We start from the raw sequence: 13,195 nt of genomic DNA, 5'->3' as shown, positions 1-13,195 counted from the left end.
GTGGATGCTGGCCTATGATGCATTGCATGAATTATGCCGCGCAAGACATCCTCAACCTCCCTTGAAGCGCGCCACCAGGCGGTGCGTCTCGCCCGGATAATGCAGCCGCACCGCGGTCACCGTGCGCGCACTGCGCCAGGTGTAGCGATCGATCACGAGGCAGGGCGCGCCGATTGCGATGTCGAGCGCCTTCGCCGTGCGATCATCAGCGACAACGGCGCTGATCGTATGTTCAGCCTCGGTCCATGGCACGTGATGCAGCAGCCATGATCCCGGCGGTTCGCGCGCAAAATCCGCGGTTGCGGCCTCCGGAACGGTCGAGAGATCGATCAGCCTGTCCTCGACGGCAAACGGCACATCGTCCGCGCTGTGGCGGCAGGCGATCGCGATCACCTTGCCGGCCGTGCTCACGCCGAGCCGGGCGCGATCGGCCGATGTCGCGGTGCGCCGCCGGCAATCGATCAGCTGATAGCCGTAAGCGCGGCCGAGCGCGGTGATCTCGGCCCTGATGTCGGCGATCTTGAGCACCGCGGACATATGCTGCGGACGGCGCACGAATGAGCCGGCCCGCCGTCGCCGCTCGATCAGGTCGGCCTGCGCCAGTTCCGACAGCGCCTTGTTCACGGTCATGCGCGAGCAGCGATAGCGTGACATCAGCTGGTGCTCGAACGGGATGCGGTGGCCCGGCGGCCATTCGCCGGTCAGGATCCGCGTCTCGATATCGAGCCTGATCCGCTTGTAGAGCGTCGGCTTTTCGGCTGCGCGCGGCTTGGCGCGATCGGAAGCGAGGCTCATGCGACGAGCCTCCGGACGCTGGCATTGAACCGCTCCCGCGCCTTGTCGCGCAGCCGGTGCCGTCCACCCGCGACCAGTTTGTCGCCGCCGGCCCACACGCAATCGATCGCGTCGGTGCCGGTAGCAAACAGCCAGCCGTCGAGAACCGCATCGCCCGACCGTCCCGCCAGGGATGGATGCGCGGTGTCGAGCGTGACGATGTCGGCGCGTGCGCCAGGCATCAGCCCAACCTTGGTTTGTGCCAGAGCCTGCGCGCCGCCGGCCAACGCATGATCGAACAAGGCGCGGCCGGTCGATGCACCCGGGCGCCCCGAGAGCACGTTGCGTTCGCGGTGCTTGAGCCGCTGACCGTATTCGAGTTGACGGAGCTCGTCGGCGACGCCGACCAGCACGTTGGAATCGGTTCCGATGCCGAACCGGCCGCCTGCTCCCAGGAACTCGCGCGCGGAAAAGATGCCGTCGCCGAGGCTTGCTTCGGTGACGGGGCAGAGGCCGGCAACTGCTCCGCTGCCGGCGAGTGCCGCGACTTCCTGCTCCGTCATGTGAGTTGCGTGAATGAGGCACCAGCGCCGGTCGACGGGCGCGTGTTCGAGCAGCCATTGCACCGGCCGCTGGCCCGACCAGGCGAGGCAATCTTCCACCTCGCGCACCTGTTCGGCGGCGTGGATATGGATCGGATCGACCCCGGCAAGCGGGATGATTGCCGCAAGCTCATCTGGCGCCACTGCGCGGAGACTGTGCGGGGCGATGCCGATATTGGCGCCGGGGAGTGTTCGGATCGCCTCGCGCGAGGCTGCCATCAGCGCGGCGAACTGATCGACCGTGCAGATGAAGCGACGCTGCCCGGCGTGCGGCGCCGCGCCGCCGAAGGTGCCATGGGCATAAAAGCTCGGCAGCAGCGTGAGTCCGATGCCGGAGGCTTCAGCTGCCTCCGCAATGCGCACGGCCATCTCGGCCGGATTGCCGTAAGGCGAGCCGTCGCGATCATGATGCAGATAGTGAAACTCGCCGACGCGGGTAAAGCCGCGCTCGAGCATCTCGACATAAAGCAGCGTCGCAACCGCGGCGACGTCGTCCGGCGTCATGGTCAGCGCGAAGCGATACATCGTCTCGCGCCAGGTCCAGAACGTGTCGGTCGTATCGCCACGCAGTTCGGCAAGGCCGGCCATGCCGCGCTGGAACGCGTGGCTGTGCAGGCTCGCCAGTCCCGGAACCGCCAATTGGTGACGTTCATCGCCGGCGGCGGGCGCAACGCCTGCCGTCACCGACGCAATCGCGCCGCCGGTGAGCTCGACCCGCACGTCATTGGCCCAGCCCGAGGGCAGCAGCGCGAATGCGAAATGCAGTCGGGTCATTTTTCCATGCCGGCTGGACAGAACCCGGACACGATTATATGTCTAGACATATAAGTCAAGCATCCCACCTCGAGGGGACGATCGCATGGCAGAGCGCTTCGACCGCATCTGGTACAACGTCCGGCTCGCCACGATGCGCGGCGATCGCGCCGGTCTCGGCGAAGTCGAGCAGGGCTTGATCGCGGCGCGCGACGGCCGCATCGTCTATGCAGGCTCGCACGCGGATTTTCCTGTGGATGCGGACGCCGTCGAACGGATCGATTGCGCTGGCCGCTGGATCACGCCCGGGCTGGTCGATTGCCACACCCATCTGGTCTTCGGCGGCAATCGCGCACACGAGTTCGAGCTTCGCCTGAAGGGCGCGAGCTATGAGGAGATCGCGCGCGCAGGCGGCGGCATCGTCTCCACCGTTGCGGCCACGCGCAAGGCGACCGAGGCTGACCTCGTTGCCGCCGCGCGGCCGCGGCTCGACGCGCTGATCGGCGAGGGCGCCACCACCGTCGAGATCAAATCCGGCTATGGACTCGATGTCGAGACCGAGATGCGGCAGCTTGCGGCGGCACGCAGCCTCGGCCGCCTGCGCCAGGTCGCGGTCCGCACGTCGTTTCTCGGTGCCCATGCGCTGCCGCCAGAGGCCAATGGCGACAAGGACCGCTATATCGATCTGGTCTGCAACGAGATGCTTCCGGCTGTGGCCAAGGCCGGCCTCGCCGATGCCGTCGATGCCTTCATGGAGGGCATCGCATTCTCGGGCGAGCAGACGGCGCGGGTCTTCGCGGCGGCGCGCGCGCTTGGACTGCCGGTCAAGCTGCATGCCGATCAGTTGTCGAATCTTGGCGGCGCGGCGCTCGCCGCAAAATTCTCTGCGCTGTCGGCCGATCATCTTGAACATACCGATGAAGCCGGTGCCGCTGAAATGGCGAAGGCGGGAACGGTGGCCGTGTTGCTGCCCGGCGCGTTCTATTTCATTCGCGAAACGCAGAAGCCGCCGGTCGAGCTGTTCCGCAAGCACGGCGTACACATGGCGCTCGCGACCGACTGCAATCCCGGCAGCTCGCCGCTGACCTCGCTGTTGCTCACGATGAACATGGGCGCAACGCTGTTCCGGATGACGGTCGACGAATGCCTTACTGGCGTGACGCGTGAGGGCGCCCGCGCGCTCGGCATGCTCGAGGAGACCGGGACACTCGAGGCCGGCAAATGGTGCGATCTAGCGATCTGGGACATCGAGCGCCCCGCCGAACTGGTTTACCGGATCGGCTTCAATCCGCTGCACCGCCGGGTGTGGAGGGGACAATGAGCGCTTCCAACGCGCCTGATATCGTCACGCCCGGCTCTGTCGGCCTCGACGTGCTGGCGCGAGTGCTCGCCGGAGCGACGATCGAGCTCGATCCATCATTCTGGCCGCGGGTCGAGGCTGCTGCGGCGATCGTGGCGAAGGCGGCACAGACTGACATTCCTGCCTACGGCATCAATACCGGTTTCGGGAAGCTGGCATCGACGCGCATCGCGCCCGACCAGACGGCGCTGCTTCAACGCAACCTCATCCTGTCGCATTGCTGCGGGGTCGGCCCGGCCACGCCGGAGCCGATCGTGCGCCTGATGATGGCGTTGAAAGTGATCTCGCTCGGGCGCGGCGCGTCCGGCGTGCGGCGCGACGTGATCGAGCAGTTGCAGGGCATGCTGGCGCGCGGTGTCTGTCCGCTCGTGCCGCAGCAGGGCTCGGTCGGTGCCTCCGGCGATCTTGCGCCGCTCGCGCATATGACCGCGGTCATGATCGGGGAAGGGCAGGCATTGCTTGATGGCAAGATCGTGCCGGGCGGCGAAGCGCTGGCGGCTGCCGGCCTCGCGCCGTTGACGCTCGGTCCCAAGGAGGGGCTCGCGCTGATCAACGGCACGCAGTTTTCGACCGCCTATGCGATTTCCGGCCTGCTCCGCGCGCATCGGCTGGCGTGTTCCGCACTGGTGACCGGTGCGCTTTCGGTCGACGCGGCGATGGCTTCCACGGTGCCGTTCCGTCCGGAGATACAGGCCTTGCGCGGCCATGACGGACAGATTGCGGCGGCCGCGACCTTGATGGCACTGCTTGACGGCAGCGATATCAGGCAGTCGCATCTCGAAGGCGACGAGCGCGTGCAGGACCCTTATTGCCTGCGCTGCCAGCCGCAGGTCGCGGGCGCCGTGCTCGACCTGCTCGCGCAGGCCGCGCGCGGGCTGACCATTGAGGCCAATGCCGTCACCGATAACCCGCTGGTGCTGGTCGAGACCGGCGAGATCGTGTCCGGCGGCAACTTCCACGCCGAGCCGGTCGCGTTCGCCGCCGATCAGATCGCGCTGGCGCTCTCGGAGATCGGCGCGACCAGCGAGCGACGGATCGCGACCCTCGTCGATCCCGCCTTGAATTTCGGCTTGCCGCCGTTCCTGACGCCCGACCCCGGCATCAATTCCGGGTTCATGATCGCCGAGGTCACGGCGGCTGCGCTCTATGCCGAGAACAAGCAGCGCGCGATGCCGTGCTCGATCGATTCCACGCCGACCAGCGCCAACCAGGAGGATCACGTCTCGATGGCCGCGCATGCCGCGCGACGGCTGTCCGACATGGCCGATAACCTCGCCGCCATCCTCGGCATAGAGCTCCTGGTCGCAGCGCAGGGCATCACGCTGCGCGCACCACATGCGACCAGCGCGCCGCTTGCAGCGGTGATTGCCGCGTTGCGCGAGCATGTTCCGGCGCTCGCCGCCGACCGCTACATGGCCGACGATCTCGCGCGGGCGGCGAGGCTGATCGAAGCCGACGCGTTACCCGCCGCCGCGATCGCAGCCCTTCCGACTGATCCGTTTCCAAAACTTGCTTAGCCGACAGGGACATCCGTCATGAACCGCCGACTGGACAACGAACGTATCATCCGTGCACCCCGAGGCAGCGACATCAGCGCGAAGAGCTGGCTTACGGAGGCGCCGCTGCGCATGCTGATGAACAATCTGGATCCCGATGTCGCCGAGCGTCCGAGCGAGCTCGTGGTCTATGGCGGCATCGGGCGTGCGGCGCGCGACTGGGAAAGTTTTGACCGGATCGCCGCTTCGTTGCGCAAGCTGGAAGGCGACCAGACGCTGCTGGTTCAGTCCGGCAAGCCGGTCGGCGTGTTCCGCACCCATGCGGACGCGCCGCGCGTCCTGATCGCGAACTCGAACCTGGTGCCGCATTGGGCGACCCTCGATCATTTCAACGAGCTCGACCGCCAGGGCTTGATGATGTTCGGCCAGATGACGGCGGGCTCCTGGATCTATATCGGCAGCCAGGGCATCGTGCAGGGGACCTACGAGACGTTCGTTGAGGTCGGCCGCCGGCACTATGGCGGCAGCCTCGCCGGCAAATGGATTCTCACGGCCGGCCTCGGCGGCATGGGCGGCGCGCAGCCGCTGGCCGCGACCATGGCCGGCGCCTCGATGCTTGCCGTCGAGTGCCAGCCGAGCCGCATCGAGATGCGGCTGCGCACGGGCTATCTCGACCGTCAGGCGACGACGCTCGATGACGCGCTGGCGATCATTGCCGACGCGACCAAGAGCGGGAAGCCTGTATCGGTCGGCCTGCTCGGCAATGCGGCTGAGATCTTTCCCGAGCTGGTGCGCCGCGGCGTGCGGCCTGATATCGTCACCGACCAGACCAGCGCGCATGATCCGATCAACGGCTATTTGCCGAGGGGGTGGACGCTCGTCGACTGGGAAACACGGCGCGCCGCCGATCCGAAGGCGGTCGAGACCGCGGCCAAGACCTCGATGGTCGATCACGTCCAGGCCATGCTGGATTTCCACGCGCAGGGAATCCCGACGCTCGACTACGGCAACAACATCCGCCAGATGGCCAAGGACATGGGCCTGAAGCAGGCGTTCGATTTTCCGGGCTTCGTTCCGGCCTATATCCGTCCGCTGTTTTGCCGCGGCGTGGGCCCGTTCCGCTGGGCGGCGCTATCGGGCGATCCGGAGGACATCTTCAAGACCGATGCCAAGGTCAAGGAGCTGATGCCGAACGATGGCCACCTGCACAATTGGCTCGACATGGCGAAGGCGCGCATCAAGTTTCAGGGGCTGCCGGCGCGGATCTGCTGGGTCGGTCTCGGCGACCGCCATCGGCTCGGCCTTGCCTTCAACGAGATGGTGGCGCGGGGCGAGCTCAAGGCGCCGATCGTGATCGGCCGCGATCATCTCGACAGCGGCTCGGTGGCGAGCCCGAACCGCGAGACCGAGGCGATGCGGGACGGCTCCGATGCGGTGTCCGATTGGCCGTTGCTCAACGCGCTGCTCAACTGTGCGAGCGGCGCCACCTGGGTGTCGCTGCATCACGGCGGCGGCGTCGGCATCGGCTATTCGCAGCACGCCGGCATGGTGATCGTCGCGGACGGCACGCCGGAGGCGGCGCGCCGGCTCGAACGCGTGCTGTGGAACGATCCTGCGACCGGCGTCATGCGCCACGCCGACGCCGGCTATGAGACCGCGATCGAATGCGCCCGTGCCAATGGGCTCGATCTGCCGAGCTTGCGCGCGTGAGGTGACGTTGGCGAGAGCCACAGAAGACGGTTCTTGCCAACCGGCCTAGTCGGCCGACAGCGGTTCGCCGGTCAGCGACCAGCTTTCGCCGTCGAACGTCGCGATCCGCAAGGTTCGGAACGGCGTGTAGTCGCCGGGCCGGGTGCCGATCGAGACGCCCGGCAGCATCATCGGCAGCCGCTCGCCGCTCAGCGAGGTCGCCTGTTTGATCAGGTTCTCGCGGGTCAGGTCGTCGCCGCATTTGCGTAGCGCCAGCTCCAGGGCGTGCACGTTCATGTAGGCAACGAGCACGGAGTAGTCGTCCGGATTGGCTGAAGGTGCGTACGTCTTGAGAAACTCCTTGTAGGCCTTGACCTCATCGTCATTGGCCCAGGCCGGGTCGCCCGGTTGCTTGAGGAATTGCGTGGTGACCAGCCCCTTCGATGCTTCGAGGCCTGCCGGCTTCAGGATGGTTTCGACCGATGCCGTCGAGCCGCCGATCACGTGCAGCGGCTTCCAGCCGAGCTCGAACACCTTGCGGATCGATTGCGCGGCGGCCTTGGACGACGACTGCTCGACCAGCGTGTCAACGCCGGCGGCCTTCAGCTGCACGATCTGCGAGTCGATCGTCGGGTCGGCGAGCTCATAGGAGGCCTGGGCGACGATCAGCTCGGCCTTCGGGCCGAGACCGGCGCGCAGACCCTTGAGATAGTCCTTGCCGTAGTCGTCATTCTGATAGAGCACGCCGATCCTGGCGTCGGGCTTCGCGGTCAGGATGTACTTGGCGACAACGCGGCCCTCGGTCTCGAAGTCCGGATAGAGCGGGATCGTCCACGGAAAGGTTTTGGGATCGTTGAAGCGGCGTCCGCCGGCGGTGATGAAGAGCTGCGGCACCTGCTTGGCGTTGAGATATTTCTGGATAGCGACGTTCGGCGCGGTGCCGATCGTGCCGACTTCGGCCAGGACGCCGACGTCCTCGATCAGCTTGCGGGACTGCTCGACGGCCTTCGGCGCGCTGTAGGCGTTGTCGAGCTGGGTGAAGTTGATCTTGCGGCCGTTGATGCCGCCTTTCGCGTTCAGCATCTCGAAATAGCCGACCACGGCGCGCCCGGCGCCCGCGCCGAAGGCAGAGGCCGGGCCGCTGAGCGGCGTCGACTGGCCGAGCTTGATCTCGGTATCGCTGACGCCGGGACCATAGGCTTTCTGCGCGTAGGCGGGCGCCGCCAGCAGGGCCGACAGCGCGACGGCCGCCAACGCCCGGTCGATGAGGTGGTTCAAGGTCGTTCTCCCTGTAATTCGTTTCTTGTTGAAATCTGCCCTAGCGCAGCAGCTCGCGGGCGATCACCACGCGCTGGATCTGGTTGGTGCCTTCGAAAATCTGGGTCAGCTTGGCGTCGCGCATCATGCGCTCGACCGGGTAGTCCATGGTGTAGCCATAGCCACCGAAGATCTGCACCGCGTCGGTCGTGACCTTCATCGCCATGTCGCTGCCGACGCATTTCGCCATGCTGGCAAGCACGTTGAGCCGCTTCCAGTCGCCCGCATCGCCGGCGCGCGCACATTCATAGACCAGGGCGCGGGCCGCCTCGATCTGCATGGCCATGTCGGCGAGCATGAACTGCACGCCCTGGAACTCGGCGATCGGCTGCTTGAACTGCTTGCGCTCCTTGGCGTAGGCGATGCAGGCATCGAGCGCGCCTTGCGCGAGGCCGACGGACTGCGCGCCGATGGTCGGGCGGTTGAGGTCGAGCGCGCGCATCGACGCGCGAAAACCCTTGCCTTCCTCGCCGACGAGGTTTTCCGCCGGGACCCGCACATTGTCGAAGAAGATCGGGGTATTGGGGGCGCCGCGAAAGCCCATCTTGCGCTCATGGCGGCCGAACGTGATGCCCGGCATGGTCTTCGGCTCGACGATGAAGGCGCTGATGCCATCCGCGCCGGCGCCGTCACTGGTTCGCGCCATCACCACGATGTAGTCGGCGACGACACCGTAGCTGCACCATTGCTTGCGGCCGTTGAGGATATAGCTGTCGCCGTCTTTCCGGGCGCGGGTGTTGAGCGCGGCGACGTCGGAGCCGGCTTGCGGCTCCGAGATCGCGATCGCTGTGACCACGCCGCCCTGGGCGATGATCGGCAAGTATTTCTGGCGCTGCTCTTCCGAGCCGAAATGCAGCAGCGGCATGATGAACATGGTGTTGAGCGCCGCGATCGATGCGCAGGCGGGCGAGACCTTCGAGATCTCCTCGCGCGCGATGCAGGCCATCGTCAGGTTGCCGTTCGGGCCGCCATAGCGCTCCGGCACCCAGAGCTGCATCAGCCCCATCTCGCCGAACAGCTTGACCAGCTCGAGCGGGAAGCGGTCGGTTTCGTCGATCTCGGCGGCGATCGGCGCCACATGCCTCGCGACCATCCTGCGCACGTTGTCGCGGAACGCGACCTGCTCCTCGGAAAAACTCATGCGGACTCCCGTCTGTTTTATTTTGCCGGAAGCCAAAAAGGGGCTTCCATTGAATGGGTGATCCATTTAATAATTCACCGCATGAGCACCAAGTCAAGCCCTCGCGCGTCGCAGCGCTCCCGCACCGCCTCGCCGAACCGGCGGGAGCGGGCCACCGATCACCGGGCGGCCGGCGCCGCCGCCGCGCCGACGTTCAAGCCGATCCACACCCGGCGGACGTTCGAGGAAATCTGCGAGCGGATTCGCGAGCAACTGGCGCTCGGCGTGCTGAAGCCCGGCGACAAATTGCCGGCCGAGCGCGAACTCGCGCAGCAGCTCGGCGTCAGCCGCAATGTGCTGCGCGAGGCGTTGCGCAGCCTGGAGATGGCCGGCGTGCTGCGATTGCAGAAGGGCGTCAAGGGTGGCGCCTTCATCCAGCAGGGCGACACCCGCCGCATGAACGAGGTTATGCGCGACATGCTGAGCCTTGGGACGATTTCCGTGCGGGAATTGTCGGAGGCGCGCGTTCACGTGCTCGACCTCGTGGTGCAGCTCGCCTGCGCGAATGCGCGCCGGGCCGACCTCGATGCGCTGGAAGCCAATATCGAGCGGACGGAGCTCGCGACCAAGGAGGGGCGGCTGCTCGACCGGGTCGAATGCTCGCGCGAGTTCTACAAGCTGCTCGCGGCCTCGACCGGCAACAAGGTGATTGCGATGATCGTGGACTCGGTCACCGAGATCCACATGCGCTTCGTCTACGCCAAGGTCGCCTCGAGCGGGGTCGCGATGGCGCGGCTGGCGGAGAAGCGGCGGCAATTCCTGGCGGCGCTCAGTGAGCGAAATGTGGAGCTGGCAAGCCGGCTGCTGCGGTCGCACCTGGAATCCGTGCAGCGGATGCTGGAACAGGATCCGGGTGCGATGTCGCTGCATGTCGCGTTGGCGGACGTACAGCCGGGAATGCGCCGGTAGCGCGCAGATCTCGCAGACAAATCAACACTCAAAACAGCAATGACAATGGAGGCAAACGTGTCCAATTACGCCAAGTATGAATGTCTGACGGTCGAGGTCGCGGACAAGGTCGCGACCGTGACCTTGAACCGCCCGCAGGCGCGCAATGCGATCAATCAGAAGCTGATTCGCGAGTTGCGGACGATCTGGGACGATCTCGCCGACGATCACGCCGTCAATGCGGTGGTGCTGACCGGCGCCGGAGACTTCTTCAGTGTCGGTGGCGACGTGAAGGCGATGTCGGAGCGGCCGGGCGGCGATGTGCTGGAAGAGGGCGAGGTGCACGATCCCATGATCAGCCGGCGCGGCGTCACCCGCCAGCTCGAGCTCGACAAGCCGATCATCGCGGCGATCAACGGCGACGCCATCGGCCTTGCGGCGACCCACGCGCTGCTCTGTGACATCACCGTGATGGCCGAAGATGCGCGGATCGGCGACACCCATGTCTCGCGCGTCGGCCTGGTCGCGGGCGATGGCGGCACGGTGATCTGGCCGCTCTTGATCGGCATCAACAAGGCCAAGGAATTCCTGATCCGTGGCACGCTGCTGAAGGGCAACGAGGCGGAGCGGATCGGGCTGGTCAACCATGTCGCGCCGCGCGCGGAGGTGCTGGCCAAGGCCCGCGCGATCGCGGTCGAGCTCGCCAACGGTCCGACCTGGGCCATTCGCTGGACCAAGCTGTCGATCAACCAGATCGTCAAGGAGCGGGTCAACATGCTGCTGGAGGCCTCGATGGCGCTGGAGCAGGTGACGTTCGAGACGGCCGACCACAAGGAGGCGACCATGTCGTTCAAGGAGAAGCGCAAGCCGAGGTTCGGCCAGGCATAGGCCGGGCTCATGGCGGCGACCGAATTGTCGAGTGACGACGTCACGGGAATGCTGCGCGACTCCTTGCGCGGATTCCTCGACGAGCATTGGCGTCCGCGTGGCGCAACCGCGGCGTCCTCGCCGGACGAGGTGTCGGCGATCTGGCGTAAGCTGGTCGGGCAGGGCGTTGCCGCGCTCGGTGCTGATGGTGGCGAAGGCGGCCTCGCCGAGATTCTTGTCGTCATGGCGGAGCTTGGCCGGGCCGGCTGCCCGGCGCCGATGTGGTCGGCGGCGCTCGCCAACCTTGCGGTCGCCGGATCGCAGGTCGACGTCGTGGCGGATCTCGTTGAGCGGTTGCACTCCGGGAAGGCGATCGTCGCCTTCTCGTTCGGCGCTCTGGATCCCGATGTCGGCAAGGGCTCGGTTGAGGTCACCGACTTCGCGGCAACAGGCGTACTTCGCTTTGTCGAGGCTGCGAGGAGCGCGACGCACCTTCTGGTCGCGCTCGATCGCGTCCATCTTGCGCTGATCGATCTCGGCGGTCCCGGTATCGAATGCGTCGCGTCGCGCGCGATGGGGGCGTGGGGGCTCTATGAGGTCCGGCTGAACGCAGCACCGCTCACACGTATTCCCGTAGGCACGATCGATCTCGATGATCTCCGCATCAAGGGTAGGGCGATGTTGACCGCGCGCGCTCACGGCGCGGCGCGGCGTGCGTTTGAACTTGCCGTTGACTACGCGAAGGAACGGCACCAGTTCGGGCAACCGATCGGCAAGTTCCAGGCGATCCAGCACAAGCTCGCCAACTGCCTGATCGCGCTCGAAGGCGTCAGGCTGATCCTCGCGCATGCCGCCAGACTACATGACCGCGGCGACGCCGACTGGCGCTATTTCGCCGGTTGCGCATCGGCGTTCTCCAGTCATGCGCTGCGCCAGGTTTCGCTGGAGATCCAGCATACGTTCGGGGCGATCGGCTATGCCGAGGAGCACGAAGCGCCGATCCACTTCAAGCGCGTACACCTTGACACCATCGCGCTCGGCGGTGCGTCGGATGCAAAACGCAGGTTGGCCGCGCGGCTGCTGGATGCCGGCGGCGCCGGGCTGCCGCAATACGACCTCGGGTCCGCCGGGAATGCGTTTCGAGAGCAGGTCCGGCTCTGGCTCGCGCAGAACTGGACCGGAGACACGAAGCAGGCGTTCGACCAGAGGCCATTCGCCAAGCGCGAATTCGATGCCGGCTTCGCCCGTGATATCGGCGAGACCGGGTGGATCGGCCTCGGCTGGCCGGAGCAGTTCGGCGGCCAGTCCCGCTCTCCGCTGGAGCAGATCGCGTTCATGGAGACGATGGAGCAAGGCGAGGCGCCGCGGATCGGCGCTGCGATCCAGGCCAACGCGCTGATGATGTTCGGCACGGCAGAGCAGCAGCGAAAATATCTTCCGGAGATCCTGCGCGGCGAAGCCATGCACGGCATGGGCTACAGCGAGCCGCAAGCGGGCTCGGACCTCGCGGCGCTGCGCACCAGTGCCGTCAGGGACGGCGATCACTGGGTGATCAACGGCCAGAAGATCTGGACCACCACCTGGTGGGGCAAATACATGTTCCTCGCCGCGCGCACCGACAAGGACGCGAAGCCGTCGCACGCCGGCATCAGCATGTTCATCGTGCCGATGGATGCGCCGGGCATCACGATCCGGCCGTCCGCCACGATGTATGACGGCACGTTCGCCAATATCTTCTACGACGACGTCCGCATTCCCGCCGAGAACCTGGTCGGCGAGGTCAATGGCGGCTGGAAGGTGCTGACCGGCGCGCTGGCCTTCGAGCGAGGGCTGGTTGGCGGCGGGATCGTCCTGAAGGTCGCACACGCCTTCGAGCAACTGCGCTCGCACGTGATGGCGAAGCAAGGTGATCAGTCTCTCGCCGATGACCCGATCGTCCGCGACAGGATGGCGACCCTGGCATCGGAGATCGAGATCGGCCGTCTCCTGATGATGCATTGTGCCGAGCTTGCCGCCGATGGCGCGACGCCGCCCGAGTATGGCGCGATCAGCAAGGTGTTTTCCGGCGAGCTGATGGAACGCTTCGGCGAGGCCGCGCTCGACATTCTCGGGATGCGCGCCGCGCTGTCGGAGCAGATGCCGGGCGCGATCGACAACGGACGCTTCGAGCAAAACCTGCGGCATTCGCTGATGTGGGTCATCAGCATCGGGACCAACGAGATTCAGCGCAGCCTGATCGCGCAACGCGCGCTCGGGCTGCCGAGATAGG

10 protein-coding genes are annotated in these 13,195 nt (G+C 66.2%); 6 read left to right on the top strand and 4 right to left on the bottom strand.

The window, feature by feature from the left end; translation table 11 throughout:
* Nucleotides 1-51: 51 nt before the first annotated feature.
* A complete protein-coding gene (gene hutC, locus QDT69_RS00710; RefSeq protein WP_279704762.1) occupies nt 52-795 on the bottom strand; it encodes a histidine utilization repressor in 744 nt (247 codons plus the stop codon).
* Nucleotides 792-2,150, bottom strand: coding sequence for a formimidoylglutamate deiminase (locus tag QDT69_RS00705; RefSeq protein WP_279704760.1), 1,359 nt, complete (start codon nt 2,148-2,150; stop codon nt 792-794). The genes hutC and QDT69_RS00705 overlap by 4 nt, the downstream gene beginning before the upstream one ends.
* Nucleotides 2,151-2,235: 85 nt before the next feature.
* Here QDT69_RS00705 and hutI point away from each other — a divergent pair, with 85 nt between their 5' ends.
* Genes hutI through hutU form a run of 3 tightly spaced genes read left to right on the top strand, consistent with a single transcriptional unit; the run spans nt 2,236 to nt 6,695 of the window.
* A complete protein-coding gene (gene hutI / locus QDT69_RS00700) occupies nt 2,236-3,450 on the top strand; it encodes an imidazolonepropionase (protein ID WP_279704759.1) in 1,215 nt (404 codons plus the stop codon).
* The gene (gene hutH, locus QDT69_RS00695) at nt 3,447-5,006 is read left to right on the top strand and encodes a histidine ammonia-lyase (protein ID WP_279704758.1); all 1,560 of its coding nucleotides are present in this window, start codon (nt 3,447-3,449) and stop codon (nt 5,004-5,006) included. The genes hutI and hutH overlap by 4 nt, the downstream gene beginning before the upstream one ends.
* Before the next feature lie 18 nt (nt 5,007-5,024).
* Nucleotides 5,025-6,695 carry a urocanate hydratase gene (hutU, locus tag QDT69_RS00690; protein ID WP_279704757.1) on the top strand — a complete coding sequence of 557 codons (1,671 nt, stop codon included), beginning with the start codon at nt 5,025-5,027 and terminating at the stop codon, nt 6,693-6,695.
* A gap of 45 nt (nt 6,696-6,740) precedes the next feature.
* Here hutU and QDT69_RS00685 read toward each other — a convergent pair whose 3' ends face one another.
* Together QDT69_RS00685 and QDT69_RS00680 are read right to left on the bottom strand one after the other, a co-directional pair.
* Nucleotides 6,741-7,940, bottom strand: a complete 1,200-nt coding sequence (locus tag QDT69_RS00685; protein WP_279705166.1) for an ABC transporter substrate-binding protein — start codon at nt 7,938-7,940, stop codon at nt 6,741-6,743.
* Nucleotides 7,941-7,992: 52 nt separating this feature from the next.
* Nucleotides 7,993-9,132 carry an acyl-CoA dehydrogenase family protein gene (locus QDT69_RS00680; RefSeq protein WP_279704756.1) on the bottom strand — a complete coding sequence of 380 codons (1,140 nt, stop codon included), beginning with the start codon at nt 9,130-9,132 and terminating at the stop codon, nt 7,993-7,995.
* A gap of 81 nt (nt 9,133-9,213) precedes the next feature.
* Here QDT69_RS00680 and QDT69_RS00675 point away from each other — a divergent pair, with 81 nt between their 5' ends.
* From QDT69_RS00675 to QDT69_RS00665, 3 genes are read left to right on the top strand one after another with little or no spacing between them, the layout of a single operon-like run.
* A complete protein-coding gene (locus QDT69_RS00675; RefSeq protein ID WP_279704755.1) occupies nt 9,214-10,080 on the top strand; it encodes a GntR family transcriptional regulator in 867 nt (288 codons plus the stop codon).
* 57 nt (nt 10,081-10,137) lie between these two features.
* Entirely contained in the window at nt 10,138-10,947 is an 810-nt protein-coding gene (locus QDT69_RS00670) for an enoyl-CoA hydratase-related protein (protein ID WP_244482432.1), read from the top strand.
* 9 nt (nt 10,948-10,956) lie between these two features.
* Nucleotides 10,957-13,194: an acyl-CoA dehydrogenase gene (locus tag QDT69_RS00665; protein WP_279704754.1), complete on the top strand. Its 2,238-nt coding sequence runs from the start codon at nt 10,957-10,959 to the stop codon at nt 13,192-13,194.
* The last annotated feature ends 1 nt before the right edge of the window (nt 13,195 follow it).

It is taken from the genome of Bradyrhizobium sp. CER78, assembly GCF_029846235.1.
GTDB lineage: Bacteria > Pseudomonadota > Alphaproteobacteria > Rhizobiales > Xanthobacteraceae > Bradyrhizobium.
This window is presented reverse-complemented; position numbering and strand designations above follow the sequence as displayed.

Bases quoted from the DNA above. Each gene is read 5' to 3' on its own strand.
- hutH (WP_279704758.1), top strand. From the start codon at position 3,447: ATGAGCGCTTCCAACGCGCCTGATATCGTCACGCCCGGCTCTGTCGGC.
- QDT69_RS00680 (WP_279704756.1), bottom strand. From the start codon at position 9,132: ATGAGTTTTTCCGAGGAGCAGGTCGCGTTCCGCGACAACGTGCGCAGG.
- QDT69_RS00705 (WP_279704760.1), bottom strand. From the start codon at position 2,150: ATGACCCGACTGCATTTCGCATTCGCGCTGCTGCCCTCGGGCTGGGCC.
- QDT69_RS00665 (WP_279704754.1), top strand. From the start codon at position 10,957: ATGGCGGCGACCGAATTGTCGAGTGACGACGTCACGGGAATGCTGCGC.
- hutI (WP_279704759.1), top strand. From the start codon at position 2,236: ATGGCAGAGCGCTTCGACCGCATCTGGTACAACGTCCGGCTCGCCACG.
- QDT69_RS00675 (WP_279704755.1), top strand. From the start codon at position 9,214: ATGAGCACCAAGTCAAGCCCTCGCGCGTCGCAGCGCTCCCGCACCGCC.
- hutU (WP_279704757.1), top strand. From the start codon at position 5,025: ATGAACCGCCGACTGGACAACGAACGTATCATCCGTGCACCCCGAGGC.
- hutC (WP_279704762.1), bottom strand. From the start codon at position 795: ATGAGCCTCGCTTCCGATCGCGCCAAGCCGCGCGCAGCCGAAAAGCCG.